Consider the following 26115-nt stretch of genomic DNA (forward strand, 5'->3'; position numbering starts at 1 on the left):
CGTCGCGGCCTTAGTTTTGTTTGGACATGATGTGCAGGGCTTGCAAGTCGCGCGATGGCGCCCTGTTTTTACTCGGAAACAGAAACCCAGCGGATCGCGTTTTCCACCAAGCGCCGATAGTTCGGGTCGTTATATACCGATGGTCCGTCGCCGGGTTGGAGATAGACGAGGCGGCTTTCGAGCACCTGCCGGGTCCAGCCGATCAGGTTCGATCCCACGGGATGGTCCCAGCCTTCGCGATCATACATCCGGCCCTTGACGGCAAGATCTGCCGACCAGAAATGATCGTGGTCGAAAGTCGCGGACGAACGCAGCAACGGCGTGACATCATCCGCAAATATTTCCGCGAGATAGAGTTCATCGCATAAGGGAAATGTCGCAGGCACGCCGTCCAGCACCGGATGGGTGCCGATGGTTTCCGCGATATAATCGACATCATGGGCAAAGCCGCTGTCGAGCCGGGCCTCGCCGCGCACCTCGCCCGGATGATAGAGGAACCGCCCGCCGAGCCATTCGCCATATTCATCCCATGTCGGCCATCCGGCCAGTGCATGATGGAGCGCGACAACGCCCTTGCCCTGTTCCAGCAAGGCACGAAAGCCTGCCTTCAACGCCGGATCTGGCTCGATATAAGCGGGTGCGCCTTCGCCGGAGGTGAAATCCAGCCCCGGCATATCATATAGCACCAACGCATCGAACTGCTGCATGGCGTCCGGATTCATCAACAAGGCCGCCGCCGGTTGATCGACCATCGTCGCGGATATGCCGTCCATCGACTGGAACAGCGCATCAAAGGCCGTGCGATCGAACGGATGGCCGCGCACGGCGACGAGACACTGGATCGGTGCATTATGCAGGATGATCGGCATTTGCTTTACGTCCTGACGTCGACAACGACCTTGCCGATATTCCGCCCGGTCAGCATGCGGCTATAGGCATCGAGCGTATGTTCCAGCCCCTTGGTTTCGTCAAAATGCATGACGAGCTTGCCTTCATCCAGCCACTTGCGCAGCTGCGGGAGGAAGTCGGTGCCGCGTTCGAGAAAGTCCGGGATGAAGAAGCCGCTGATCGTCAGGCGGCGCATCAGGATCTGATCGAACCGGGCAGGGCCAGCCGTTGCATTATCCTTGTCATAGGTGGCGACCAGCCCGCACAAGGCGATGCGGCCATAATGTGCCATGTTCGGCAATACGGCATCAAGGATCGGCCCGCCGACATTATCGAAATAGGCGTTGATGCCGCCTTCGACCTTGGCGAGTTCGGCCTCTACGTCATCAGATTTATAGTCGATAGCGAGGTCGACGCCGAGCTCTTCGACAAGGAATCGGCATTTATCCGGGCCACCAGCGATGCCAATGACCTTGCAGCCAAGATTGCGCGCGATCTGGCAGGCGAGTGAGCCGGTGGCACCAGCAGCCGCCGAAATGAGGACGGTCTCGCCCGGCTGGATCTTGGCAACTTCGACTAATCCTGCCCATGCGGTCCAGGCGTTCATGCCCAATGCGCCAAAATGCTGGCGTACATCGGCGACATCTTCATCAAGCTTCATCAAGCCGGATTCCGCCGGACTGACCACCGCATAATCGGCCCATTGACCAAAGCAGCGCACCAGATCGCCGACTGCAAAGCCTTCTGCCTGTGATTGAGTGATGCGCCCAAGACACAGTCCGACCATTTTCGACCCGAGCGGCAGCGGCGGCTGATAGCCATCGGTACGCGGCGTAATCCACATCCGCGTGCCTGCATCCATCGACAAATAATCGTTTTTAATGACGACCTGACCGGGGCCTGCGGTTGGAACGTCTTCATTTTGCAAGGAAAATGCAGATGCAAAATCATTGCCATGGGGGTGGGCGTCAAGGCGCCAAAATCTGTTTGTCATGATGTTTTCGTCTCCTCCTGTTGGACTGCCGGATATGGCCGGATCAAAAACCTGTCCAAAGTCGTAGTGAACCTTCCCCTCAAGTGAGAGGTAATCGCCCGTGCAACCGTTCCGGGAGGGGGCGGCAAGGGAGTAACACAACATGAAAACTCAACCTCGCATTTTGTCGGTCAGCTTGATCGCACTTGCACTTTCGTCGATTTCGACGGCTGCATTGGCGCAGAACACTGCTGATTCACAGGCCCAAGAAGGCGGCTTGCAGGATATCGTTGTCACCGCTCGTAAGCGCGCAGAAAGCGTGCAGGACGTGCCGGTTGCCGTGACTGCCATTTCGGCTGAAGCTATTCGCCAGCAGGATTTGACCAGCCTTGAAAAGGTTGCCGCTCGTACCCCGAACTTCTCGGTCGGTCGCGCATCCAACGGTTCGGGCGCCCAGTTGACGCTGCGCGGCATCGGCTCGTCCTCGACCTCGATCGGGATCGAACAGTCGGTCGCCGTGGTTGTCGATGGCGCTTATTATGGCCAGGGCCGCGTCATTCAGGAAGGTTTCTTCGACCTTGCCCGCATGGAATTGCTGAAGGGGCCGCAGGCACTGTTCTTCGGTAAGAACGCGACTGCAGGCGTTGTTTCGCTGACGACCGCTGATCCGACGAACGAAGTCGAAATCATTGGCCGTGCCGGTTATGAATTCAAGGCGCAGCAGGTTCAGCTCGAAGCCATCGCTTCCGGCCCTCTGACCGAAACCGTCGGCCTGCGCGTCGCGGTGCGCGGTTCGAAGATGTACGGCGGCTATTACAAGAACCAGTCGGTTGATCGCACGTATACGAACCTCGATATTCAGGATCTCATTGCTGAAGGTACAGGCAATCCGATCGGCCATGTGGCCACCCCTGCCGCCACGGATGCACCGGGCGAAAAGGAACTGCTGGGTCGCGTGACTTTGAAGTTCACCCCGACCGAAGAACTGACCGCCACGTTGAAGGCGTCTTACGACATCAACAAGGTCAACAACTCGTCGTGGAACTACAGCGCCTATCATTGCCCGACCGGCGTCAGCCAGCTCACCGGCTATGCGTGCGATGGCGGTTTTGTTACCCATCAGAACAACATCCCGACCGACATTGCCGCCAACTTCCCTTATTCGAAGAAGGACGGCCAGCTGTACAACCGCTATCGTTCCTATGCGATCACGGGCAATGTGAACTATGAAATGGATGATGTGACCCTGACGTCCGTCACCAATTACAACAACAACAACAATCGCTGGGCTTGCGCCTGCGATTTCCAGTCGAGCGATGCTGGTACATGGGCTACCGAAAATTCGACCTTCTGGGCATTGTCACAGGAAGTTCGTGCGCTCACGACCTTTGATGGTCCGATCAACCTGATGCTGGGCGGTCTGTATCAGAAGACCAAGCGTGATTTCGATCAGTTCATCATGTTTGCGGGTCTGCGCGACGACAGCGTGTCGGCGGCAAATCAGAATCTCGCCACGACCAAGACCAGCTACACCAAGGGTGAAACTGCGGCGCTGTTCGGTCAGGTGACCTGGAAAATCGTGCCGACGGTCGAAGTCGCCGGTGGTGTGCGTTATACGCATGAAACCAAGAAGAGCTTCTTCACCCAGCCATATAACAATGTTGGCGTGCAGTTTATTTTCCGTGACATTTCGGACCCGTTGCTCGGCCAGATCTATGCGGACCAGACCTTCAACAACTGGTCACCGGAAGCCACGATCACGTGGAAGCCGATGAACGATGTGCTGGTCTATGGTGCGTTTAAGACCGCTTATAAGTCGGGCGGCTTCTCGAACGGCGGGATCAACTCGATGTTCTCGAGCACGCCGCTGGACGATCTGACCTTCAACCCGGAAAAGGCGCGTGGCTTTGAAGCGGGCGTAAAGACGACCCTGCTGGATCGTCAGCTGCGTCTTAACCTCGGCCTTTATACCTATGGCTATAATGACCTGCAGGTCGACTTCTTCAACTCGCCGATCTTCGCGTTCCAGACGCTGACGGCGGATGCGCGCACCAAGGGCGTGGAAGTCGAGTTCGAATATGCACCACGTGCTGTTGATGGCCTGAACGTGCATGGCACGATCAACTACAACCGTGCGCGTTACACGAACTTCCCATCGGCGCCTTGCTATGCCGGTGAGTCGATTGCAGAAGGTTGCAGCGTTGACGGCAACACCCGTCAGAACCTCAGCGGCAAGCCGCTTTCGGTTGCGCCGAAATGGACCGGCAGCTTCGGCGTTGGCTATGACACTGCGGTGTCTGATGGCCTGAAGGCTGGCATCAATGTCGATGCGCGTTACAGCGCCTCTTATCTTGCATCGGCGTTCAACAATGCTGACTCCAAGCAGAAGAGCTATGTCTCGCTTGATGCCGGTGTCCGTATCGGTGCTGAGGACGATAACTGGCAGCTTGCTCTCATCGGTAAGAACCTGACCAACAAATTCTACGTCTCGGGCGTGGTTGATGGTCCGTCGACCGGTGGCGTTGGCCTCCATGCTGACCAGCTCGGCTTCGGCAATGTGCCGCGGACCGTGCAGGTGCAGGTAACCAAGCGTTTCTGATCTCCATCAGATGCTAAAAGAAAAGGGGGTGGCCCAATGGGCTGCCCCTTTTTTTGTCTTTTGTAGAAAGGCGTGAGGGACAAAAAAACGGGCCGCCGAAGCGACCCGTCTGGTTTTTGCTATTCTCTACAGGGTTTAGCCCTGACGATGAATGTTCCGGAAGATACGGGCCTTGAATACCCATTTGCCGTCGATCTTGACGCAAGTGTCTTCATAGACGCCACGGTCGCGCTTGGTGACGCCTTCCTGATCGTACACTTCGCTGGTGTAGCTGCGGACCTTGGCTTCATTGCCGTTGATGTCGATCGAGCCGGGCCATGCTTCGAACATGATGCCGGGATAATGCTTCATCGCCTCGACCCACATGTTGACGATGGCGGTTTTGCCTTTGGTGGTGCCGAATTCCGGATAATCGGGCATCGACCATTCGGCATCTTCTGCCCAGCATGCGCCCCAATCTGCGGCATCGCAGCGGGTGACGGCATCTCCATAAGTGTCGAGCAGTTCGCGAATGGCAAGCCGATCTTCGGCGGGGCCGTTAAAAGCCATAATCTTTCTCTCCTTGTGTTGTCGGGTCAGAGGCTAGACCGGGGCAAAGGAGAGTGCCACCTATGGCAAAGGGCAGGGGGCCAAAAACAGGAGCCAAAAAAACAGGGGGCGACCAGTTGAACTGCATCGCCCCCGGCCAATATCAAATTTCAATCGGCAATTCTTCCATCGCCGGGGCCGCATCTGGCACCGCGACTTCGATCTGGCCATCGGTGATCCGCAGCGGGAACACACGAATGTCGCGATAAGTGCCGCCAAGGCAGCGCCCGCTTGTCAGTTCGAACCGCGCGCCATGCAATGGGCACATCACTGCGCCACGACGGATGCGTCCGGTCGATAGATGCGAGGCCGCATGGGTGCAACGATCATTGATGGCGTGATAGCCGTCTTCGATCTTGCCGACCAGCACATGCCAGCCGTTCAGGATCGCGGTGGTCTTGCCGTCTTCCGGGAAGTCGGCTTCTGCGATCACGGGATACCAGGTCTCACTCATCTCTTTTTCCCATTTTTGGCATCTCTATGCCTTAACACTTGTCATTACTTTTGGCGTTATAGCCTTCATGCGTTTGCCGACCAAGGTCCGGGCGAATCGCATATATTGCATGCCGGTTATCGCGATGTGCGTCCAATGGCAAAAGCTATCGGAATAAAGAGGCTGTATGGCCTGTTTTTTCACGCCCTCTCAGTGCAAAAAAAGACCCTCGCCCGCCGATTGGCGCGCGAGGGAGTTGGAGGAGAGGGTTAAAAGCTAAGCCGAGACAATCAGGCTTTCAGCACCGGCGCGGGCGTCTTGCCGGTTTCATCGAGATAATAATCGATCCATTTGTGGAAATATTGGTTGCCCGGTTCATTGCGACCGAACACGAGGCTCGTCATCGCGCCGGATTCCAGTCCGTTCTGGACCTTGAGGCCGAGCGCGTAATCCTCTTCTTCCACTACATCGAAGAAGAAGTCGCACATCTCGTCGAGACGCTTCATCTCTTCTTCGGATTCCGGCTTCTGCGGGTAGATGTAGTTCATCACCGTCAGATTGCGGTCCGCCGTGGGTCCGGGGAAAAGCTGTGCATATTGGCACATTTCCGGAGCGAGGAAGAAGCTGAAGTTCGGGAACAGCACGCGGATGAAGTCATATCCGCTATTTTCCTGCTTGCCCCATTCTTCGCGCGGCAGGTTCTTCAGATTGACGATCGAGTTCTGGGGATAGCCCACCCGCAAATGCGGACCAAAGGCTTCATAATCGCCACGGTTGGATGGGGTGCGGGTCGCGACCGTGTCGGTATGGGCGGCTTGGAAGTGATAGCCTTCCAGATAGCCGTCATAGGAGACCTTCCAATTCGCGCCGTCCATCGTCCGCGACTTGTGATAATACCAATTTTCGAGCTTGAGCGCGGCCAGATCATCCAGCATCCCGCCAAGGAAGGTCGGCACATCAATGGCAAGGCCGGGGGTCAGGATCACGAAGATCATGCCCGCGACTTCCTGCGTCGGCAGTGGGGTCATGGCGAGCGTCTTTTTATCGACTTCGCCAAAGGTGCTGGCTTCCGCAACGCCGATCAATTCGCCGTCATTGGCATAGGTCCAGCCATGATAAGGGCAGGAGAAACGCGCGCAATTACCGGAGCTTTCCTTAACCATGTGCATTGCGCGATGCTTGCAGACGTTGAGGAAGGCGCGGGCAACGCCGTCCTTGCCGCGGGTGATCAGGACCGGCAGGCCCATCACATCCATCGTCTTGAAGTTATTGCGTTCCGGCAATTCAATCGTCAGCGCCAGCATCAATGGCAGGCGCTTGAAAATCAGGTCGATTTCCTTCTGCCAGCGCACCGGGTCGAGATAATTCTCGACCGGGACTTCCAGCGTGCTCGATGCCTGATCGGTGGTGCGGGTTTCGACGAAGTGCAGCATGCGTTCCGCTGCATCGCCATAAGCCTTGTAAATATCGGTCATTTTACAGTCTTTCCCGATCAAGCGTTGATATATTTATCGAGCGTCTGGTGGAAATGCCGGATGCGGATTTCCTGATAGTCGCCGAGTTCGACATTGCCATTTTTCGAGCATTTCAGCCCTTCATGGGTCAGTTCCATATTGGTCATGTCTTGATCGACCACCGCGCCCAGCACGCCGAGTTCCGGCGCATCGGCCCAAGTTTCGCTATCAGACAACAGGTGCATCGGGACGCTGCGCGGATGCGGCTTGCCCTCTGGCACGCGGGCAATGACGCGGACTTCCATCAGGCAATGGTCCGCATCCGGCCACGGACGCCAGCGATAGACGATGTTCGGCATGAACCCGCCCCAAGGCGCGGTGTTCGGGAAGATGTTGTACACCAGCGCATCCAGCAATTCGGATTCCGAGACCTTGCTGTAATCGCCGCCAAAGGCGCGGGTCGAGGCTTCGCGCATCGCTTCGCCAAGGGCGAGACGGGCGCTTTTGCCCTCCGGCACATGGACATTGTACTGATCCTTGTCCGGATCGTAATTATCGGACGAACGGCCATTATATTTGACGAATTCGTCGACGATCCATTGTTCCGATTTGCCATTCGCATTGACGTGCGGCGAGATGGTGCCGAACGGCGTGTAATTGACGTTCACATGATCGCCGAGGATATTATAGGCGGCGTTGGCATCGCCCGTGAACGGCATCAATTGCGGGTGGGTGACATAGGCGTGGTATGATTCCATGAAGGCTTCCATGGTAATCTTCCAGTTCGCCTTCACGACCTTGCCGACCCATGCCACGGTCACGCAATCTTCATGACGCCATTGCTTGAAATGTTCGGGCAGGGGGGCGAGATATTCCTCAAGGCTCGGCCCTTCGGCGGCATCGCGGACGAAGATATAACCGCCCCATGTGCCGACCGAGGCTTCCGGCAATTGCATCTTCTTGTCGCTCAGATGACCGAAGTCCCAGCGGCACGGAATATTCTTGAGCGTGCCATCGGTATTCCATGCAAAGCCATGGAACGGGCAGGCGAATTGATCGGCAAAGCCGCTGTCCGTGGTCAATTTGCGACCGCGATGGAGGCAGACATTATGGAACGCCTTAACGCTGCCATCTTCCTGCCGCACGAGCAGATAGGAACGGCCCGCGTTTTCATAGGTCACATAATCGCCCGCATCGGGCATTTCTTCGTTGCGCGCGGCGAACTGCCAGACGTTGGGCCACATCTTTTCCACTTCGAGCTGGAAAAAGGCGGGGTCATAAAAACGCTTGGCATCAATCGGGTCGGAACCAAGATATTGATACTGGTCTTCCGACATGAATGCGGGTGGTTGAATGGAATCCTGTTGCAGGATGTCGTCCCAGCCCGGCCCGGGGCAACGGGGGGTATTTTCGGATAAGTTCGGGTCGCGGTCGGCCATGATAGATCCTTCTCCTGCTTGTCGCTTAAGCAGCAAATCTCACGACACGGCCTTGAGGGTCTTGACCTGAATCAATTAACACCCCTCAGAAGTCCTGACATTTTGGATAGGGTCTGGTTAAAGTAACAGGATAAGCTGCCTGTTTTTGTCGAGGCGGCAGGTGCCGGACATTAAAAAAACCCACCCCCGAACATTGCCGGGAGTGGGTTTTTTGTCTTGCGAGGCGAATTGAGCTTAGAAGCGCACGCCCTTGGTATAGCCGCCGTCGATCACGACATTGGCGCCCGTGGTGTAGGACGATGCCGGGCTGGCGAGGAAGACGACGGTCCGCGCCACTTCTTCCGGACCACCCCAACGACCCATCGCAAACGCGGCTTCGGTCGCGTTGTAGAGATCGGGGGCGAGTTCCTTCAGGGCTTCCCAATTGCCGCCCGGGAATTTGATCGGACCCGGCGAGACAACGTTGATGCGGATGCCCTTGGGGGCGAGTGCCTGACCAAGCTGCTTCGAATAGGTCAGCAGCGCCGCCTTGATCGAATTATAACCCTGCGGGACGATGAAGGTTTCGAGCGCCGCCGTGCTGGAGATGAAAACGACCGCGCCTTCACCCGACTTTTCGAGATAGGGTTCAAGCGTTTCGACGCCGTTCACGGCACCCATCACGTCATAATCGAACGACTTCTGCCAGTCGCCGGTCGCGCCTGCGCCCGAGGTCGATACCATCGGCACGAAAATGTCGCAGCCACCGAGCTTTTCAGCCGCGCTCTTCAGCCATGCCTTGTACGCGTCTGCGCCGGATTCATAATCAAAGGCTTCGCCGATGATCTTGGTGCCGAACTTGGAGGCGGCGGCGACGGTTTCGGCGACCTGTTCCGGGTTGCGCGAGAAAAAGGCGACGTCCGCGCCTTCCTTGGCGAAAATTTCGACCGTGGCACGGCCAATGCCGCGGCTGCCGCCGGTGAGGATAACTTTTTTGCCCTTGAGTCCGAGATCCATTGCAATATCCTTATGATGATAAACTGATGCCACTCCTTGCGGGCGCAGCCCTATCAAGGGCCACTCCCACTTATATCAGGATTGATGCATCGTCCGGCATGTTAGTCAGCGTGCAACTGAGATTAGCATGGAGAGTGACATGGGCAAGTTAGCAGGCAAAAAGGCCGTTATTCTGGGCGCGAGCAGCAAAGATAATATGGGCCAATATATTGCGCGCCGCTTTATGGCGGAAGGGGCGCAAGTCCTCGTCTCCGGGCGTAAGGCCGATATATTGCAGGCATTTGCCGAAGAAACCGGCTGTGAATGGACAACGTGCGATCTCACGAGCGAGGCGGACGTCAATAAGCTGGCCGATACGGCGGTGGAAAAATTGGGCGGCATCGACATTGCCATCAACGCCACCGGCTGGGGCTTGTTGAAACCGTTTCTTGAAACCACCCGCGCGGAAATCGATCAGATCACCGCGTTGCAATTTATTGGCCCAATGCAGTTTTTCCAGGCCATGATCCGCAAGATGACGCATGGCGGCTCGATCATTCAGATCAGTTCGGCCACGGCGACGATCATGCTCGACAATCACGCTGCCTATATGGGCACCAAGGCCGGGACCGATCATATCATCCGCTGCATCGCCAATGAATTTGGCAAGCAGGGCATCCGCGCCAATTCGATTTCGCCGGGCCTGACCGATACGCCGATGAATGCCGATGCCAAGGAAGTGCCGGGCCTGTTCGAAGCGTTCCTGCCGAGCTATCCGCTTGGCCGCATCGGCACGTCGGATGACATCGCCGCCGCCGCCGTATGGCTGTGCAGCGATGAGTGCTTCATGACCGGTGAAAATCTGCAGGTGAACGGCGGGCTGACCCTGCGTCGCAACCCGTCGCAGGATGAAATCAATGCTTCCGTCGCCAAGGCGATGGGACAGGCGTAAGAGAGGTTATTGACATGGTAACTGTGCCTTCAGCATTGAATGTGTCGGAAGTCGCGCAATGGAATCGCGAGGCGGATGTCGTCGTGATCGGCCAGGGCGTGGCGGGAACATGCGCGGCGCTGGAGGCGCATCGTAATGGGGCGGAGGTGCTGATCATCGAACGCGCGAGCGGCGGTGGCGGGGCGAGCGCCGTATCATCCGGCATTTTCTACCTTGGCGGCGGCACTGCCGTGCAACAGGCCTGTGGCTATGAAGATAGCCCGGAGGAAATGGCGAACTTCCTGATGGCCAGCACCGATCCGCTCGATCCGGTCGCGACCCGCCATTTCTGCGATGACAGCGTATCGCATTTCGATTGGCTGGAAGCACAGGGCGTGCCGTTTGAACGCACCAGCTTCAAGGGCAAGGCGGTGTTCCTCAACACCACCGAATGCCTGTTCTTCACCGGCAATGAAAAATCCTGGCCGTATAGCGCAGTGGCCAAGCCCGCGCCGCGCGGCCATAAGGTCGCCGGCACCGGCGAAAATGCGGGGGCAGTGTCGATGGCGCCGCTGCTGCAACGCTGCGTCGATGAAGGCATTCCCGCCATATATGACAGCAATGTCACGGCATTGGTGCAGGATGACAGCGGGCGCGTTGTGGGCGTGCAAGTCAAGCAGCCGGAAGGCGTGCTCCATATCCGCGCGCGGCGTGGCGTGATCATCGCGGCGGGCAGTTTCAACCTCAATCGCGAGATGATTTTCGAAAATATCCCGTTGATGAGCGAAACCGCAGAACCGCTCGGTATTCCGAGCAATGACGGTGCAGGGGTGTTGCTCGGCCTGTCGGTCGGCGCGGCAACCAGTGCGATGGACGGGGTCATCCCGACCGCCTCCATCTATCCGCCGGGCCAGTTGATCAAGGGCATCATCGTCAACAATCGCGGCGAGCGCTTTGTCTCCGAAGACAGCTATCATGGGCGGACCGCGTGTTTCGTCATGGAGCAGCCGAACCAGACGGCGTATCTGATCGTGGATTCCGAGATTTTCGCGTATCCCGAAATAACCTCGGCGCGGCATGAACTGGTCGATGGCTGGGAAACGATCGCGGAAATGGAGGCGGGGTTGAACCTGCCTGTCGGTTCCTTGGTGCAGACCATGGCCGATTATAACGCGGATGCGGCGGCGGGTAAGGACAGGCTGCTGCACAAGCAGGCGGAATGGCTGAAGCCATTGGACAAAGGGCCATATGCGGCCTTTGACATTTCGTTCAACAAGTCGATCTATTTGTTCATCACCTTGGGCGGGCTGAAAACCGGCGGCAATGGCGAAGTCCATGACCGGCTGGGTTCGCCCATTCCCGGCCTTTATGCAGTGGGGGCTAGCGCCGCCCATATCCCGCGCACGGGCAAGGCCTATGCCAGCGGGTTAAGCCTCGGGCCGGGGTCCTATTTCGGACGGCGTGCCGGTCGTCATGCTGCCGGTGCGAATTGGTCATGAGCGAAGAGTTTAAGGGCAAGGTTGCCTTCATCACCGGCGGTGGATCGGGCATCGGCAAGGCCGTGGCCCTGTCGCTGGGCGCGCAAGGGGCGCGGGTCGCGGTCTGTGATCGCGCCATCGCTCAGGCCGAGGCCGTTGCCGCCGATATTCGCGCCGCCGGGGGCGAGGCACTGGCCATCGCCTGTGATGTGAGCGTGGAGGCCGAGGTCGAGGCCGCGCTGGCATTGGTGGTGGAACGCTTTGGCGGGCTTGATCTTGCGGTCAATAATGCCGGGATTGCCAGTTGTGATCTGCCGTTGGTCGAACAGTCGCTTGAACAGTTCGAACGGGTGATCGGCGTCAATCTTCGGGGCGTGTGGCTGTGCCTGCGTCGTGAAATGGCGTTGATGGTCACGGGTGGCGGCGGTTCCATCGTCAACACCGCATCGGCGCTGGGGCTGACGGCCTTGCCCAATGGATCGGAATATATTGCGGCCAAACATGGCGTTGTCGGCCTGACCAAGGCGGCGGCGACCGAGGTTTCGGCCAAGGGCGTGCGCGTCAATGCGGTTTGCCCCGGTGTGATCGAAACGCCGCTCACCCATCATGCGACCACTGATCCTGAATATGGGGTGGCGCTCAAGGCATTGCACCCGATTGGCCGGATCGGTCAGGCGCAAGAAATTGCCGATGCAATTTTGTGGCTGTTGTCGCCGCGTTCTTCATTCGTGACAGGCACGGCCGTGCCAGTCGATGGTGGTTGGACGATCTGATCAAACATAAACCCGGCGGGGATGAACCCGCCGGGTATTACGCTTAACCTTCAATCTTTTTGGTGACATCCGCCCGCAGCATGTCCTTGCGGATCTTGCCGGAGGCAGTGCGCGGGAAGTCCGTCACGAATTCAAAGCGCTCGGGAATCTTCTGCTTGGCAAGACCCGAAGCTTCGACATGCGCGGCAAGGCCCGCGGCATCGACCGACTGGCCATCGCGCAGGATCACATACGCGCAAATGCCTTCGCCCAGACGCGGGTGTGGCATGGCGACGACCGCCGTTTCCAGCACGGCTGGGTGGGTGTGCAGCACGTCCTCGATTTCCTTGGCGCTGATATTTTCGCCGCCACGGATGATCAAATCCTTCTTGCGCCCGGTGATGGTGAGCGCGCCTTGTGCCGACACGGTGCCAAGGTCGCCGGTGCGGAAATAGCCATCCGAGGTGATCGCATCCGCCGTTTGCTGCTGATCGGCATAGCCGAGGAACATTGCCGGGCCACGCGCGAGAATTTCGCCCTCTTGCCCGGTCGGCACATCCTGATCGCGATCGTCGACGATCCGCACGTCATAATCAATGATCGCGCCATCGGTGGTCGCGGCCAGCGCCATATCGGCGCGGGCGGGATAGCCGAGAGTGACGAGTGGCACTTCGGAACTGCCGAACACTCGGAAGGCGGCGCAGTTCGCAAAGGCCTTGATTGCGGACGGGATGACATCTGGCGGCACGGCTGCGCCGCCACAGGCGAAGAATTTGAGCGAGGGCAGGCGGGTGCCGGCGGCGCTCGCGGCATTGGCCAATTCCGTGAGGAACGGTGTCGCGCCGACGGTGCCGGTGATCTGGTGCTGTTCGATCAGCGCCAGCGCATCCTTGGTATTCCACACTTCCATCAGCACCGTGCGCGTCTGGGCGATCAGCGGCAGTTCAAGGCCATTGGCATAGCCGCTGACATGGGTGACGGGCGATGGCATGATGATCGCATCGCCGGGGGCAATGCCCCAATGCTGCTGGGTCATCCGCAAGACGCGATTGAGGGTGTTGTGGCTGTGCAGCACGCCCTTGGGGCGGCCAGTGGTGCCGGATGTGTACAACAGCATCTTGATCGCCCCGGCATCGACCTTGGGCCGATTGAACGGGCGACCGCGCCCCTTGGCGATCAGGGCTTCATAGTCGTTGTCACCAGTGCCGCGCACTGTCACGATATGCTGCAAGGCAGGCAGTTCCGGGCGCAGGCGTTCGGCCATGGCCGCAAAATCATAATTGCGAAAAGAACTGGCGACGAAAAACACCTTGGAACCGCAATCGCCGAGCATCATTCCGACTTCATGGTCGCGATAGATCGGGACGATCGGGTTGATAATCAAACCGGACATCGAACATGCGAGGTTGATGACGGCGGCTTCGATCCAGTTCGGGGTCTGGAAGCTGACGACATCGCCGGGGACAAGGCCCATATCCGCAAGCGAGACGGACAATGCCTCGGCATCGCGCAGCAATTCTGCCCGGGTCATCCGGGTATCGCCCGCGATAAATGCGACGAATTCGGGATCGGCTGCCGTAAGCGCATAGGCCAGATCGGCGATGGTTTTGTCCGCCCAAGCGCCATTTTGCGCGTAAGCCTGGTGATGCGGGGCGGGGAGATTGAGCCATGCCCAAGGTGCGTTCATTTGCCTTGTCATCCTGTCCTTGCGTGCTGCAAATCTTGGTAGGTCCTCATTATATGAGGATCAACCCGGTCGTTACTGCCCGAACATACACCGCAGCACTAGTTGTGACAAAAGCGAGGATGCACCTGTTACCTCTCGCAGCTTGTCCGTTGCTGCTGCCAATGCTCCAAGGATGCGCATAACAATTTATAAGGAGTGGCGCGATGGATCGCCCTGAAATCGGCTTGGCGGCTGAAAAGTTGCTCGATTATGTCGAGAACGACACGACCTTCATGGCGGATAAGGTGATGTCGGTGCCGACCTGGTCCTATGTCGATGCCGATCAATGGGGCGCGGAGATGGAACTCATCTTCAAGCGCGTGCCGTTGATGCTCGCACTCACCTGCGAAATGCCGAACCCCGGCGACTACAAGGCGATGGAAGCCGCAGGTTCGCCGGTGCTGATCAACAGGGACAAAACAGGGGTTGTTCGCGCATTTCTCAATGTTTGTTCGCACCGCGCGGCGCCGCTGGCAGCGGATGGCCATGGCAATTGCGCGCGCTTCACCTGTATTTATCATGGCTGGACCTATGCGCAGGATGGCAAGCTGCTGGCCATCGCCGATCGCGCCAAATTCGGTGATGTCGATAAGCACGGCCTCGGCTTGTGCGAACTGCCATGCGAAGAAAAGAACGGCATGATATTCGTGTGCCTGACGCCGAATGCGCCGCTGGATGTGGACGCTTATTATGGCGGTCTGCTGAAAGATTACGCGGATGTCGGGTTCAAGGATTGGACGTTCATGGGCAGCCGGGTGATCGAGGGCGCGAATTGGAAGATCGCGTTTGACGGCTATCTCGAAGGCTATCATTTCGCATCGCTGCACCCGGAAACGATCTTCCCGCGCACCCCGTCGAACGTCATGCATTATGAAGGTTTCGGTCCGAATATGCGGATCGGCTTTCCGCAGCGCTCGATTGTCAAATTGCGGGATATTCCGCGCGAGGAATGGGGGCAGCATGAAAATGACGGGTTCGATTTTGTCCGCATTTTCTTCCCGAATGTGTCCATTTTTCTGGCGCCGGAAATCGCGCAGATCGCCCAGCTTTTCCCCGGACCGACGCCGGACAAGAACCGGACCGTGCTGATGTATGCGCGTAAAGAACCAATCCGCGATGAAGAGGACCGCGCCGCGGTGGAAACGATGATGAACTTCCTACGCGATGTGACCTATAATGAGGATTATGTTGTCGGCCTGTCCATTCAAAAGGGGCTGGAATCAGGCGCGCATGATGATCTGGTCTTTGGCCGGAATGAACGCGGCAACCAGTATTTCCACGAATGGTTGAACTGGTATCTGCAAGATGATCCCACCATGCCAAGGCCAGTGATGTGAACAAAATCTCTTTTGCATCCGGCATTGTGCCGGAATTCGGCCCGATTGATACGGTGCGCGCTGCCGCCGCAGGGCAATTCGATGCGGTTGGCCTTTGGGTCGAGCCGCCGGAATGGACCGGCCAGACGATCCGCGACGTGCGTTCGGCGCTTGCGGATACGGGGCTGGAATTGCTCGATGCCGAAGTGTTCTGGCTGAAACCCGGCTATGACATGGACCAGCATTTGCGCGGTATCGACATTGCGGCAGAGCTTGGGGCCAAGAATATCCTGTGCGTGTCGTCCGAACCCGATATGGCGGTGACGGCGGATTGGCTGGCGGCGCTGTGCCGCCATGCGGAGGGGCCAGGCATTCGGGTGGCGCTGGAGTTCGGTGTGTTTACCGAGGTGCGCAATCTCAAGATGGCGATGGGCGTACTGAATACTGTGGCGCATCCATTGGCGGCGTTGCTGATCGATCCGATCCATGTCGATCGTTCCGGCACGACGGTGGCCGAAATCGCCGCCGTGCCGCGCGAATTGCTGCCTTATGCGCAATTCTGCGATGCATCGGCGGACCGGCCAGACCCGAATGATTTTGCTGCGGTGATCGAGGATGCGATTGATCTGCGGCTGCAATGCGGGGAGGGCGTGTTGCCGCTGGCCGAGATGTTGCAGGCGCTGCCGCGCGACATCACGCTGAGTATTGAATTGCGGTCAAAGGCGCTGCGGGACAATTATCCCGACCCGTGCGAACGGGCGAAAGCCGTCGCGCAAGTGACCCGCCGCTGGTTGGAGGCGCATGCCAAATGATTAAGCTCGTTACCTTGCTCAAGCGCCGCGACGGCATGTCGAAGGCGGATTTCATCGCTTATTATGAAGCGTATCACCGCCGGATCGGGGAACAGGTGCTTTCGGGCTATGCGACGCGTTATGTCCGGCGCTATCTTCAGCCCGCAGATGGGGTGGATCAGGCGCAGGATTTCGATGTGTCGATGGAAATCTGGTTTCCCGATCAGGCCACCCATGATGCGTGTTTTGCCAAGATCGCAGAGCCGGCCACCATGGACATGATCGTCGCGGACGAGGAAAAGCTGTTCGACCGCGCCCGCGTCCGTTCATTTATCATGACCGAAGAATGCGAATCGGAGATGCCGCCGCTCGTTTGAAGCGGCGGCGACGGCCTGTTTTATGTGCGCCTATTCCAGATTGTGCAGGTCGATACAGGTCTTTGAAATCAGGTCGCGCACCGCTCTTGTGCGACTTGCGCTGAACATCGGCTTGTACAGCAGCAGCCCGACATGGGCCGCCATGGCAAAGTCGCTGGCGACCTGTAGGTCTCGCCATTGCCTCGCCCATTCCGGGAAGTTGCGCATCATTTCGTCTGCCCAGACCTTGTCATATTTCCGAAGAGCCGGAATATAGAAGTCGGCAAGATCGGTGTCTGTGCGGGATGCGACCATCAGTTCGAGCAGGGCGCCGAACTCCCGGCTCTGCACATTACGCCAGTGCAATTCGGTCGCGACCTCAATGAAATTTGAGCGTTTTGAACGCTTGAATGCCGTTTGATAGCTGTCGAGGAACATGTGCATGCGCTGATAGAGCGCATATTCCACCACCGCTTCGACCAATCCCGCCCGTTGCGGAAAATGATGGTGCATCGCCCCGCGCGAGACGCCGGTGCGTTGCACGATTTCATTGGTGGTGAGACCGGCATAGCCCTTTTCGACCAGACAATCGATCGTAGCTTCAAGGATGCGGACCTGCATTTGGCTGCTTTTGCGTTGCTGCCAGGGGGCATCATCATCGGCGATCGATTCTGGTCGCATTTCTACGACTGCAGGGTTTTGCAAGTTTTTCAAGCTTCTCTCTCTCATGGCCGTCACGGCTGCACAATGATTCTCGGCGTTGCACTACTATCTAAAGTTTCAGTTGGGCAATCAATCCTTCTCCTGCATAAAAACCGGCAGATTGACCTGTAATTGAAAAAATCAATCCGGGTCGGCCGCCATGATGTGGAGAGAGTGATGTCTGTAGTGCGCCCGCACGGCTTGCCGAATGCGAACGATACCGCTTATGGCGAAGCGCGCTGCCCTGCGCCCTCGGTGCAGGAGATCATCACCGGCGATAAATTCCCGGCGCCTGCGGTTCTCACCCAAACCAATTATCAATATCTCGGCAGCGAAGAGATCGGCTTTGAGCGTTATTACGATCAGTCGATTTTCGAAGCGGAGATCGACAAGATCTGGGGCAAGACCTGGCAATGGGTGTGCCGTGAAGATCATATCCCGGAACCGGGCGATCATTATGTTTATGAGGTTGCCCATCTGTCGTTCATCGTCGTCCGGCAGGAAGACGGGAGCGTCAAAGGCTTTGTCAACAGCTGCCTCCACCGCGCGACCAAGTTCCGTAAGAGCGAAGGTTGCGGCAGTGCGGCTGCATTGCGCTGCCCCTATCACGGTTGGACATGGTCCAATGACGGCGCGTTAAAGGCTGTCCCGAATGCGTGGGATTTCCCGCATGTGGACCCTGATAAATTCAATCTGCCGGAAGTGCGGATCGGTCATTGGGGTGGTTTCGTCTTCCTCAATCCAAGCTCGGACGGCCCGGATCTGCTCGAATATCTTGCCCCATTGCCGGATCATTTCGCCACTTGGGACATGGACAAGCGCTATGTCGATTTGCACATGGAGAAAGAACTTCCGTGCAATTGGAAGACGGCGCAGGAAGCGTTTCTTGAATCCTATCATGTGCTTGAAACCCATCCCCAGTTGATGACCGGCGTGGGTGATGCCAATGTGCAATATGATCTGTACGGCGACCATGTGTCGCGTTTCTATGCCGCAGGCGGCGTCAACAGCCCGCATCTGGCCAAGCCATTATCTGAGCAGGAACTGATTGATCAGATGCTGGTCGGCGATCGTTCGGTGCTGGATGACAGCCTGACGGTCGGCGAGGGTGAGACGGCACGCATCGTGATGGCGCGTTTCCTGCGCAAGGTTATGGGCGACAAGTTCAAGGTCGATCTGTCGCGTTTCTCGGACTCCGAGATGATCGACACGATCGAATATCATGTGTTCCCGAATATGGTGCTGTTCCCCGGCGTGTCATTGCCGATGGTCTATCGCTTCCGTCCGATTGGGATGGATCCGAACCGCACGTTGTTTGAGATTCTGTTCCTGCGTCCAAAACCGGACGTGGGGATCGCGCCGGAACCGGCAGAACCGGTCCGGGTGCGGGAAGAAGAGAGCTATGCCACGGTGCCGGGCATGGATGCCGCCATGGGGGCGGTATACGATCAAGACACCGACAATCTGCGTGCCCAGCAGCAGGGTTTTCGCGCTAGTCGTAAGGGGCGGCAAACGCTGGGCAATTACCAGGAAGTGCGTATTCGGCATCTTAATCAGATTGTCGATAAATACCTCAAAAACTGAGGTTATCTTTGGGAGGAAGAAAATGAAAACAATGAATTGGAAATTGATGGCCGGATTGTCGGTCATCGGCCTGAGCGCAAGCTCTTTTGCCGCGATGGCGCAGGATGCCGCCGCGACCGGCGGGATCGAAGATATCGTCGTGACCGCGCAGAAAAAGTCTGAAAATCTGCAGTCGGTGCCGATTTCGGTCTCCGCCATTGGTGGCGACAAGATCGCTAATATGAACCTGACCTCGTTGCAGGGGTTGCAGGGCAGCGTGCCGAACGTGCAGATCGATAACTTCGCCAACACGCCGCAGTCGGCTGTGTTCAACATCCGCGGCATCGGCGTGATCGAACCGGATCCTTATGCCGGTAACACCGTGGGTATCGTCGTTGATGGCGTGCCGCAGTTCTTCTCGATGGGCGCGCTCCTCGATACCTATGACGTTGATCGGGTGGAAATTCTGCGCGGTCCGCAGGGCACGTTGTTCGGCGCGAACACGACCGGTGGTGTGGTGAACGTTGTCACCAAGCGTCCTTCCGGCGAATTTGGCGGCTATGTCAAAGGCACCTATGGCAATTGGAACCGCTTCGACCTGAGCGCAGCCTTTGATGCGCCGATCGTACAGGACAAGCTGGCCTTGCGCGTGGCGGGCATTCACTCGCAGCGCGATGGCTGGGTCACGAACACCTTCAATGGCAAGTCGATGGGTGACAAGAATCTCGACGCAGTGCGCGCGACTCTTGTATATACACCTGATAGCGATCTGAAGATCACCTTGCAGGGCGAACATGTTGCCACCCGCAATGGTGCGCCGGTTGTCGTCAATGGCGGTCGTCCTTATGGCGGCTACCTCAATGGCCCAGAAGCCAATTATGTCCCGGCTGGTACATATTGGAATGGTTCAGTGTTGCCGATGTATGAAAGCCCTTGCGCAGGCACTGGCACTTGCAAAGCGCCGAAGAAATATTTTTCCGGCAATAATGAAGTGCCGGATACGTCGGACATGAATACGTATTTCGGAATTGGTACCATCGAGTACAGCAACTCGCCAATTGGTGACATTACGTCGATCACGGGCTATAAGAACTTTACCTTGTTCGAATATACCGATCAGGATGGCACGGCAAAGACCAACAATGCCACTCGTCGTCAGACCAAGGCTTGGTCGCTCAGCCAAGAACTGCGGACCGCTTTTGATGTTAACGACAGCATCAATGCCGTGGTCGGTGGTTTTTACATGAAGAACCATTATGAGCATTACCAGATGTACCATCTGGACTTTGCATTGCCGGGTCTCGCGCAGCTCAACCTTCAGGATCAGGACAATGAGTCGCTCTCGGCTTTTGCCCAGACCTATGTAGATCTGACTGATCGCCTGAAATTGCAGGCGGGTGTCCGTTACACGCATGAAAAGACCGATGCGGTTGCCACGCTGGACAGCGCTTTGAGCGTGCCGGCACTGACGTCGCCGAATTGGGCCGTTGACTCTGTCCTTGGCGATCTCCGCAAGGGGCCGCATCAGGTGAATGCTGGCGGTTCCAAGAGCTGGGATCAGGTCGGTTGGAAAATTGGTCTGGACTATGAACTGGGCCAGAACCAGCTTGTCTATGCCAGCTGGGCACGCGGTTTCAAATCGGGTGGTTTCACTGGTCGTATCTCGAATGCCACTGATGGTAGCACGCCTTTTGATCCGGAAACGGTCGACACCTTCGAAGTCGGTTTGAAGGCTGACTTCCTTGATCGTCGTTTGCGGACCAACTTTGCGGCGTTCATGACGAATTATCGCGATATGCAGGTGGCCCAGATCGGTTATGACTCAGTCAGGCGTGAGCAGTACAACCGTATTCTGAACGCAGGTAAAGCCGAAATTAAGGGCTTCGAAGCTGAAATTACGGCAGTGCCGACCGAAGGTCTGACGCTACGTGGTTCGCTTGCTTATCTCGACGCCAAGTACAAGACGTTCGATTATGTCGAAAACGGTACTTCGTATAACCTGAAGGGCTATGACCTGCAGGATGCGCCGAAATGGTCGTCGACCCTTGGCATTAACTACAGCTATGCCCTGCCGAACGATGCGCGCATCGTGGCCGACGCCAGCTGGAGCTACACGGCCAAGAAGTTCTATACTGCGATCCGCGATACGCCGCGTTCGACGGTGCAGGCAACCTATCTGATCGATGCGTTGCTGACCTATCATGCACCGGATGACAAATACACGGTCGGCCTGTGGGGCAAGAATTTGCTCGACAAACGCTATATCGCGACTGTTTATGACTCACCGGGTTATATGGGCCTGACGGGTTATGCGCCGCCGCGTCAATATGGCGTGTCGGTTGGCGTAAACTTCTGACCTAAAAACAATCTCTCCCGGTACTGGCGACAGTATCGGGAGAGGCGTTGCCACCACATGAACGGCGGACTGACATGACATTGACTGCCCATGACCTTGTTGCCCGCCACGGCATATTGAACGCGCTTGCGAACCATAGCCGCGGTGTTGATCGTGCGGATTTCAACCTGTTGTCTTCAGCCTATCATGCAGATGCGACGGTCGATTACGGCTTTTACGCCGGACCTGCTGCGACATTGGTGGATATTCTGGCGGGCGCGCAAAAAGGCACGCCGCCGACATTGCACCGGACGTGCAATATGTGGATCCAAGTCGATGGCGACCGTGCGATTTCGGAATCCTATGTGATTGCCTATGTCGAAGAGGCCGAACTCCAGCGCTTCGTCTTCGGGCGCTATCTCGACCGGCATGAATGCCGGAACAGTGAATGGCGGTTGAGCCATCGCCAATATCTGTTGGACGGCAATACCAACCGGCCCAACACCGCAACCCGGGCGGACCCGCCTGTGGGCCATGAAAATTACGTGCCGATCGGGGCCAAGGGCGCTGCCGATGCGGGCAGGGCGCTAATGGCCTTTCATCAGGCCTCATTTCGTCAAAATTCCTCTTCCCAGCTTGGAGCCGAGCCGATGACCGTTGATGCAAACGCCCTTGATGTGGCGCTGTCGCGTGCCGCGATCCAGGACCTGACCTATGCCTATTGCCGTGGTGTTGATCGTGGCGACAAGGCGTTGTTGACGTCGATCTTTCATGAAGATTCGACCGTGATTTCCGGCGTGATTAATGGCACCGGCGCAGAATTTGCCGATGGCATTGTCGATTTCTGCGTCGCCAATTTTGAATATTGCTTCCACTCGGTCGCCAATCAATGGATCGACATCACCGGCGACACCGCGATTGGCGAACATTATGTCGTTGCCCATCTGACGGCGGGCGGCAATGATGTCATGACCGGCGGGCGCTATGTCGATAGCTATGAACGTCGCAATGGCGTCTGGAAGATCAAGAGCCGGACCTTCGTCAACGACTGGACGACGACCCATGCCAGCACGATGCAGCGCGGTGAATTTTACGAGCCGCTGAAATGGGGCTGTTTTGGCAAGAATGATCCAGTGTACGCCTTGTGGGCGCGCGCATGACGGGCCAACGCGAAGGCGGTTGCCTGTGCGGAGCGGTGCGGTATCGCGCCACTTGGCCGCCGATGCTGACTGCTGTTTGCCATTGCAAGAATTGCCAGAAGCAATCTGGTTCTGCTTTGTCGGTGGTGGCTGTTTTGCCGCGCGATGGCTTGCAGGTCACGGGTGAACTCACCACCTATCAGGATATAGGCAGCACCGGTCAGGCAGTCTGGCGCAAATTCTGCGGCAAATGCGGATCGCCGGTCGTGACGGATACGCCTACGGCTGAAGCGAATAAGATCATTTTTATCAAGGCTGGGACTCTGGACGAGGCGCAAGACCTTGCACCGACCCTGCATTATTGGACCGATAGCGCCCAGCATTGGTTTGTTTTTCCCGAAGGCGTTGAGTGCCTGAACACCCAATAAGAACACAGAGTTCAATAGGAGATTTTAATGGGACGCGTTGAAGGCAAAGTTGCATTGATCACGGGTGGCGCTTCCGGTCTGGGTGCGGAAACCGCGCGCACGCTGGCGCGTGAAGGTGCGAAAATCGTCATCACCGATGTGCAGGAAGAATTGGGCCAAAAGGTCGCCGCCGAGATTCCGGGTGCGTTGTTCTTCAAACATGATGTCCGCAGCGAGGAACAATGGCAGGATGTGGTGGCAAAGACCGTCGCCGCCTTTGGCAAGCTTGATGTGCTGGTCAACAATGCCGGTGTCGTGCGGTTCGCTACGGTCGAAGATCTGAGCTATGCCGATTATAAATTTCAGGTCGAGATCATGCTCGATGGCACGTTCTTGGGCTGCAAATATGCATTGCCGAAAATGACCAAAGGCGGCGGCGGCTCGATCATCAATATTTCGTCGATTGGCGGCATCAAGGGCTTAAGCGTCATCCCGGCCTATGCGGCGGCCAAGGGCGGTATCATTTCGATTACCCGCAGCATCGCCGTGCATTGTCAGGAACAGGGCTATGCCATCCGTTGCAACGCGATTGCGCCGGGCGGGATCGAAACGCCGATGACCGCGCAGGCCGTGTCCGAATTGGCAGCGGATGCGCCAGGCCTTGAACAGAACCGCAACCTTGGCATGGGGCAGCCGAGCGATATCGCCAATGCGGCGTTGTATCTCGCCTCTGAGGAGAGCCGTTTCATGACCGGGGCCGTGATGGTCATCGACAATGCGGAGACGATCCGGTGAGCAAGCCGTTCGATCTGGAAGCAGAAGTCCGCGATCTGGCGGCGCGGCGGGATATTCATGATGCTTTGTGCCGCTATATGCGCGCGCAGGACCGGCTTGATCCGGTGCTGCATCGCTCGGCCTTTCATGATGATGCCTATGTCGATTGCGGCCTGATGCAGGGGACGGCGGATGAGTTCGTTGCTTTCGCTCAAGGGTTGCTTGCCGATATGGAGGCTAGCCAGCATATTATCGGGCAGGTTCAATTGGATGTGCGCGGCGATGAAGCGAGCGGCGAGGTCTATTTTTACGCATGGCATCGCACCCGTGAAGGGGCCGATTCCAAAGACCTGATCGTCGCTGGTCGATATGTCGATGAATATGCCTGTCGCAATGGAGAGTGGCGGATTTTGAAGCGTCGGGAGATTATAGATTGGACGCGTTTCGACGCTGCCGACACTGCATTTTTGGATGAATATCCACATCTTCCACGCGGGGGCCGTCGCGGGGAAGACTTCAGCGAACAACGAAATTGGCCCGCCTGAGGAGGCAAAAATGAACGTCCAGTCCAATGTGTCCCGTTATTCAGAAGGCTTTGACCTGCCGGTGCGCGGCGATACGATCACTGCCGATCGCTATATTTCGCGCGAATATATGGAGCTTGAGAACAAGAATCTCTGGCCGCGCGTTTGGCATCTGGGCGGTATGGTCGCCGAGCTTGAAGAAGAGGGCGATTTCGTTCGCCATAATATCGGCAAGGAATCCGTCATCATGGTCCGTCAGGCCGATGGATCGATCAAGGCGTTCTACAACACCTGCCCGCATCGCGGGAACCGCCTGATCCTTGGCGATGTGGGCGGTGGCGAACGCATCACCTGCGGTTATCATAACTGGCAGTTTTCGCCGGATGGCGTGCTGGTCAAGGCGCAGGACCCGGATGATTTTCCGGGCGGCGATCCGTGCGGCAAGGTCAAGCTGAGCGAAATTCTCTGCGACACTTGGGGTCCGTTTGTCTTTTATTGCATGGATCTCGATGCCAAGCCGTTGCTGGAATGGCTGTCGCCATTGCCGGAACGGTTGAAGGGCTATGGCCTTGGCAATTGGGTGCGGGTGATGAACCTGTCCGCCGATGCGAACTTCAACTGGAAGATCATCCGCGACAATTTCAACGAGAGCTACCATCTGCCGACGATCCACCCGGAATTGGCGACGTTCATCAATGACGGTCTGCCGGATACATTGTTCGAAATGTATGAAACCGGGCATAATTCGATGTGGATGAAGGGCCATCAGGCCACCACCCGCAATGAAGCGTTGCAGACCGGCGAAGTGCCGTCGCCGCTGGATGACATTGCGCGGGCCTGGGGTGTCGATCCGGCACCGTTCAAGGGCCATACCGGCGATATTCGTCAGGCAATCATCGAGGCGAAGCGTCGTCTTGGTCCGGGGCGTGGCTATAAGAATTATGTGGATATGAGCGATCAGCAACTGGTCGATTATTTCCATTGCACCTTCTTCCCGAACCTGACGCTCACGATGTCGCCGGAACAATGCCAGATCCTGCGCACCGAACCGCACCCGACCGATCCGGAAAAGTGCGTGTTCCAGCATTGGATCTTGGTGCCGCCGGTAGAAGGCATGAAGGAAGTCGATAGCCCGATTGGCAAATTGCCGTTGGCATGGGCCGAAAACCGTCATTCGGTGTATGGTGATGGCCAGTCGCTCGGCTTTGTCGCCGATCAGGATCTGAGCATCGGCACCAGCCAGCAACAGGGCCTGAATTCGCGCGGGTTCAAGGGTTGCATGCTGACCTATCAGGAAAAGCGCATCCAGCGGTTCCATGAACTGCTCGATGACTATGTCCACGGGATCGTCTGATATGTTGATCCCCGGCGAACGTCGTCGCGTCATGCAGGCGTGCTGGTCGGTCCCCGATATTCGGGAGGCCTGCCGCAACTGGACGGATACGATGGGCATTGGCCCGTTTTATCTGTTTGAAAATCTGCATGTGGATAGTGTCAATTATCGCGGTACGCCGACGAGCACGACATTTTCCATCGCGATGGCGCAAGCCGGGGGCATTCAGATTGAATTGGTGGAACAGCATTGTGACAACCCTTCGGCCTATCGCGATTTCGTGGCCAAAGGGGCGAATGGGTTCCACCACATCGCGATCTATGTCGAAGATTATGATGCGGCGCTGAAACATTACACCGACAAGGGCTTTGTGGCCGCGATCGATGGATGTTTCGGTGAGATGCGCTTTGCCTATGTCGATACCAGCGCCGTGCTTGGCTGCATGGTTGAGATTATCGAACATCATCCCATTCAGGATGAGATTTTTGCCCGCGTGACAGAAGGCGCGGCGAATTGGGATGGGATCACCGATCCGATCCGTGCGGCGATGCCTGTGTAATTTGGGCCAGTGTATTTCGGACCTGTTTCCACGGGTCCTGCCTGACAAGAGCCTGCTTCAATGGCTCAGCTAATTTTGAG

General features: G+C 57.2%; 24 protein-coding genes. 15 read left to right on the forward strand and 9 right to left on the reverse strand.

The features are described from left to right. Positions 1–68 precede the first annotated feature (68 nt). Both K6117_RS14050 and K6117_RS14055 read right to left on the reverse strand, forming a co-directional pair. Positions 69–869 carry a ThuA domain-containing protein gene (locus tag K6117_RS14050; protein WP_221796635.1) on the reverse strand — a complete coding sequence of 267 codons (801 nt, stop codon included), beginning with the start codon at positions 867–869 and terminating at the stop codon, positions 69–71. A gap of 5 nt (positions 870–874) precedes the next feature. Continuing rightward, positions 875–1882, reverse strand: coding sequence for an NADP-dependent oxidoreductase (locus K6117_RS14055; protein WP_221796638.1), 1008 nt, complete (start codon positions 1880–1882; stop codon positions 875–877). Positions 1883–2024: 142 nt separating this feature from the next. Here K6117_RS14055 and K6117_RS14060 point away from each other — a divergent pair, with 142 nt between their 5' ends. Beyond that, the gene (locus K6117_RS14060) at positions 2025–4460 is read left to right on the forward strand and encodes a TonB-dependent receptor (protein ID WP_221796641.1); all 2436 of its coding nucleotides are present in this window, start codon (positions 2025–2027) and stop codon (positions 4458–4460) included. Positions 4461–4595: 135 nt separating this feature from the next. Here K6117_RS14060 and K6117_RS14065 read toward each other — a convergent pair whose 3' ends face one another. From K6117_RS14065 to K6117_RS14085, 5 genes are all read right to left on the reverse strand, one after another. Next, positions 4596–5009 carry a nuclear transport factor 2 family protein gene (locus tag K6117_RS14065; RefSeq protein ID WP_221796644.1) on the reverse strand — a complete coding sequence of 138 codons (414 nt, stop codon included), beginning with the start codon at positions 5007–5009 and terminating at the stop codon, positions 4596–4598. Between the two features lie 142 nt (positions 5010–5151). Beyond that, a complete protein-coding gene (locus K6117_RS14070) occupies positions 5152–5502 on the reverse strand; it encodes a Rieske (2Fe-2S) protein (protein ID WP_221796647.1) in 351 nt (116 codons plus the stop codon). 269 nt (positions 5503–5771) lie between these two features. Further along, the gene (locus K6117_RS14075) at positions 5772–6956 is read right to left on the reverse strand and encodes an aromatic ring-hydroxylating oxygenase subunit alpha (RefSeq protein ID WP_221796650.1); all 1185 of its coding nucleotides are present in this window, start codon (positions 6954–6956) and stop codon (positions 5772–5774) included. Between the two features lie 17 nt (positions 6957–6973). Next, positions 6974–8374, reverse strand: coding sequence for an aromatic ring-hydroxylating oxygenase subunit alpha (locus tag K6117_RS14080; protein ID WP_221796653.1), 1401 nt, complete (start codon positions 8372–8374; stop codon positions 6974–6976). A gap of 234 nt (positions 8375–8608) precedes the next feature. Further along, positions 8609–9370 (reverse strand): SDR family NAD(P)-dependent oxidoreductase, encoded by a 762-nt coding sequence (locus K6117_RS14085; protein ID WP_221796656.1) that lies wholly within the window; start codon positions 9368–9370, stop codon positions 8609–8611. A gap of 139 nt (positions 9371–9509) precedes the next feature. Here K6117_RS14085 and K6117_RS14090 point away from each other — a divergent pair, with 139 nt between their 5' ends. Genes K6117_RS14090 through K6117_RS14100 form a run of 3 tightly spaced genes read left to right on the forward strand, consistent with a single transcriptional unit; the run spans position 9510 to position 12531 of the window. Next, positions 9510–10301, forward strand: a complete 792-nt coding sequence (locus K6117_RS14090) for an SDR family oxidoreductase (protein WP_221796659.1) — start codon at positions 9510–9512, stop codon at positions 10299–10301. Between the two features lie 23 nt (positions 10302–10324). Beyond that, entirely contained in the window at positions 10325–11779 is a 1455-nt protein-coding gene (locus K6117_RS14095) for an FAD-dependent oxidoreductase (RefSeq protein WP_343211801.1), read from the forward strand. Then, positions 11776–12531 (forward strand): SDR family NAD(P)-dependent oxidoreductase, encoded by a 756-nt coding sequence (locus K6117_RS14100; protein ID WP_221796666.1) that lies wholly within the window; start codon positions 11776–11778, stop codon positions 12529–12531. Before K6117_RS14095 ends, K6117_RS14100 begins: the two co-directional genes overlap by 4 nt. Positions 12532–12574: 43 nt before the next feature. Here the strand turns inward: K6117_RS14100 and K6117_RS14105 are convergent, their stop codons facing one another. Further along, entirely contained in the window at positions 12575–14197 is a 1623-nt protein-coding gene (locus K6117_RS14105) for an AMP-binding protein (RefSeq protein WP_246605121.1), read from the reverse strand. 203 nt (positions 14198–14400) lie between these two features. On the opposite strand from K6117_RS14105, the gene K6117_RS14110 reads away from it, so the two are divergent. From K6117_RS14110 to K6117_RS14120, 3 genes are read left to right on the forward strand one after another with little or no spacing between them, the layout of a single operon-like run. Beyond that, positions 14401–15573: an aromatic ring-hydroxylating oxygenase subunit alpha gene (locus K6117_RS14110; RefSeq protein ID WP_221796674.1), complete on the forward strand. Its 1173-nt coding sequence runs from the start codon at positions 14401–14403 to the stop codon at positions 15571–15573. Further along, the gene (locus K6117_RS14115) at positions 15570–16364 is read left to right on the forward strand and encodes a sugar phosphate isomerase/epimerase family protein (RefSeq protein ID WP_221796677.1); all 795 of its coding nucleotides are present in this window, start codon (positions 15570–15572) and stop codon (positions 16362–16364) included. Before K6117_RS14110 ends, K6117_RS14115 begins: the two co-directional genes overlap by 4 nt. Beyond that, positions 16361–16720, forward strand: a complete 360-nt coding sequence (locus tag K6117_RS14120; protein ID WP_221796680.1) for an EthD domain-containing protein — start codon at positions 16361–16363, stop codon at positions 16718–16720. Before K6117_RS14115 ends, K6117_RS14120 begins: the two co-directional genes overlap by 4 nt. 30 nt (positions 16721–16750) lie before the next feature. Here the strand turns inward: K6117_RS14120 and K6117_RS14125 are convergent, their stop codons facing one another. Then, positions 16751–17380, reverse strand: a complete 630-nt coding sequence (locus tag K6117_RS14125) for a TetR/AcrR family transcriptional regulator (protein ID WP_221796683.1) — start codon at positions 17378–17380, stop codon at positions 16751–16753. A 198-nt stretch (positions 17381–17578) separates the two neighbouring features. On the opposite strand from K6117_RS14125, the gene K6117_RS14130 reads away from it, so the two are divergent. The 8 genes from K6117_RS14130 to K6117_RS14165 all read left to right on the forward strand — a co-directional run bounded on the left by K6117_RS14130 (position 17579) and on the right by K6117_RS14165 (position 26035). Then, on the forward strand, positions 17579–18985 hold the full coding sequence (locus K6117_RS14130) for an aromatic ring-hydroxylating oxygenase subunit alpha (protein ID WP_221796687.1): 1407 nt from the start codon (positions 17579–17581) through the stop codon (positions 18983–18985). Between the two features lie 22 nt (positions 18986–19007). Further along, positions 19008–21320 carry a TonB-dependent receptor gene (locus K6117_RS14135; RefSeq protein WP_246605122.1) on the forward strand — a complete coding sequence of 771 codons (2313 nt, stop codon included), beginning with the start codon at positions 19008–19010 and terminating at the stop codon, positions 21318–21320. A gap of 74 nt (positions 21321–21394) precedes the next feature. Next, positions 21395–22459, forward strand: coding sequence for a nuclear transport factor 2 family protein (locus K6117_RS14140; RefSeq protein WP_221796690.1), 1065 nt, complete (start codon positions 21395–21397; stop codon positions 22457–22459). Continuing rightward, a complete protein-coding gene (locus K6117_RS14145) occupies positions 22456–22866 on the forward strand; it encodes a GFA family protein (protein WP_221796693.1) in 411 nt (136 codons plus the stop codon). Before K6117_RS14140 ends, K6117_RS14145 begins: the two co-directional genes overlap by 4 nt. A 27-nt stretch (positions 22867–22893) precedes the next feature. Beyond that, positions 22894–23640, forward strand: a complete 747-nt coding sequence (locus K6117_RS14150; protein WP_221796696.1) for an SDR family oxidoreductase — start codon at positions 22894–22896, stop codon at positions 23638–23640. Continuing rightward, on the forward strand, positions 23637–24164 hold the full coding sequence (locus K6117_RS14155; RefSeq protein ID WP_343211802.1) for a nuclear transport factor 2 family protein: 528 nt from the start codon (positions 23637–23639) through the stop codon (positions 24162–24164). Before K6117_RS14150 ends, K6117_RS14155 begins: the two co-directional genes overlap by 4 nt. 10 nt (positions 24165–24174) lie before the next feature. Beyond that, on the forward strand, positions 24175–25497 hold the full coding sequence (locus K6117_RS14160) for an aromatic ring-hydroxylating oxygenase subunit alpha (RefSeq protein ID WP_221796699.1): 1323 nt from the start codon (positions 24175–24177) through the stop codon (positions 25495–25497). Then, a complete protein-coding gene (locus K6117_RS14165; protein ID WP_246605123.1) occupies positions 25472–26035 on the forward strand; it encodes a VOC family protein in 564 nt (187 codons plus the stop codon). The genes K6117_RS14160 and K6117_RS14165 overlap by 26 nt, the downstream gene beginning before the upstream one ends. Positions 26036–26115 lie beyond the last annotated feature (80 nt).

The organism is Alteraquisediminimonas sediminicola, from assembly GCF_019740335.1.
Classification (GTDB): domain Bacteria; phylum Pseudomonadota; class Alphaproteobacteria; order Sphingomonadales; family Sphingomonadaceae; genus Alteraquisediminimonas; species Alteraquisediminimonas sediminicola.

Coding starts and splice junctions, on each gene's coding strand:
- K6117_RS14130 (WP_221796687.1), top strand. CDS start 17,579: ATGTCTGTAGTGCGCCCGCACGGCTTGCCGAATGCGAACGATACCGCT.
- K6117_RS14150 (WP_221796696.1), top strand. CDS start 22,894: ATGGGACGCGTTGAAGGCAAAGTTGCATTGATCACGGGTGGCGCTTCC.
- K6117_RS14080 (WP_221796653.1), bottom strand. CDS start 8,374: ATGGCCGACCGCGACCCGAACTTATCCGAAAATACCCCCCGTTGCCCC.
- K6117_RS14070 (WP_221796647.1), bottom strand. CDS start 5,502: ATGAGTGAGACCTGGTATCCCGTGATCGCAGAAGCCGACTTCCCGGAA.
- K6117_RS14110 (WP_221796674.1), top strand. CDS start 14,401: ATGGATCGCCCTGAAATCGGCTTGGCGGCTGAAAAGTTGCTCGATTAT.
- K6117_RS14105 (WP_246605121.1), bottom strand. CDS start 14,197: ATGAACGCACCTTGGGCATGGCTCAATCTCCCCGCCCCGCATCACCAG.
- K6117_RS14145 (WP_221796693.1), top strand. CDS start 22,456: ATGACGGGCCAACGCGAAGGCGGTTGCCTGTGCGGAGCGGTGCGGTAT.
- K6117_RS14055 (WP_221796638.1), bottom strand. CDS start 1,882: ATGACAAACAGATTTTGGCGCCTTGACGCCCACCCCCATGGCAATGAT.
- K6117_RS14060 (WP_221796641.1), top strand. CDS start 2,025: ATGAAAACTCAACCTCGCATTTTGTCGGTCAGCTTGATCGCACTTGCA.
- K6117_RS14165 (WP_246605123.1), top strand. CDS start 25,472: ATGACTATGTCCACGGGATCGTCTGATATGTTGATCCCCGGCGAACGT.
- K6117_RS14135 (WP_246605122.1), top strand. CDS start 19,008: ATGAAAACAATGAATTGGAAATTGATGGCCGGATTGTCGGTCATCGGC.
- K6117_RS14125 (WP_221796683.1), bottom strand. CDS start 17,380: ATGCGACCAGAATCGATCGCCGATGATGATGCCCCCTGGCAGCAACGC.
- K6117_RS14065 (WP_221796644.1), bottom strand. CDS start 5,009: ATGGCTTTTAACGGCCCCGCCGAAGATCGGCTTGCCATTCGCGAACTG.
- K6117_RS14140 (WP_221796690.1), top strand. CDS start 21,395: ATGACATTGACTGCCCATGACCTTGTTGCCCGCCACGGCATATTGAAC.
- K6117_RS14075 (WP_221796650.1), bottom strand. CDS start 6,956: ATGACCGATATTTACAAGGCTTATGGCGATGCAGCGGAACGCATGCTG.
- K6117_RS14120 (WP_221796680.1), top strand. CDS start 16,361: ATGATTAAGCTCGTTACCTTGCTCAAGCGCCGCGACGGCATGTCGAAG.
- K6117_RS14090 (WP_221796659.1), top strand. CDS start 9,510: ATGGGCAAGTTAGCAGGCAAAAAGGCCGTTATTCTGGGCGCGAGCAGC.
- K6117_RS14085 (WP_221796656.1), bottom strand. CDS start 9,370: ATGGATCTCGGACTCAAGGGCAAAAAAGTTATCCTCACCGGCGGCAGC.
- K6117_RS14160 (WP_221796699.1), top strand. CDS start 24,175: ATGAACGTCCAGTCCAATGTGTCCCGTTATTCAGAAGGCTTTGACCTG.
- K6117_RS14100 (WP_221796666.1), top strand. CDS start 11,776: ATGAGCGAAGAGTTTAAGGGCAAGGTTGCCTTCATCACCGGCGGTGGA.
- K6117_RS14050 (WP_221796635.1), bottom strand. CDS start 869: ATGCCGATCATCCTGCATAATGCACCGATCCAGTGTCTCGTCGCCGTG.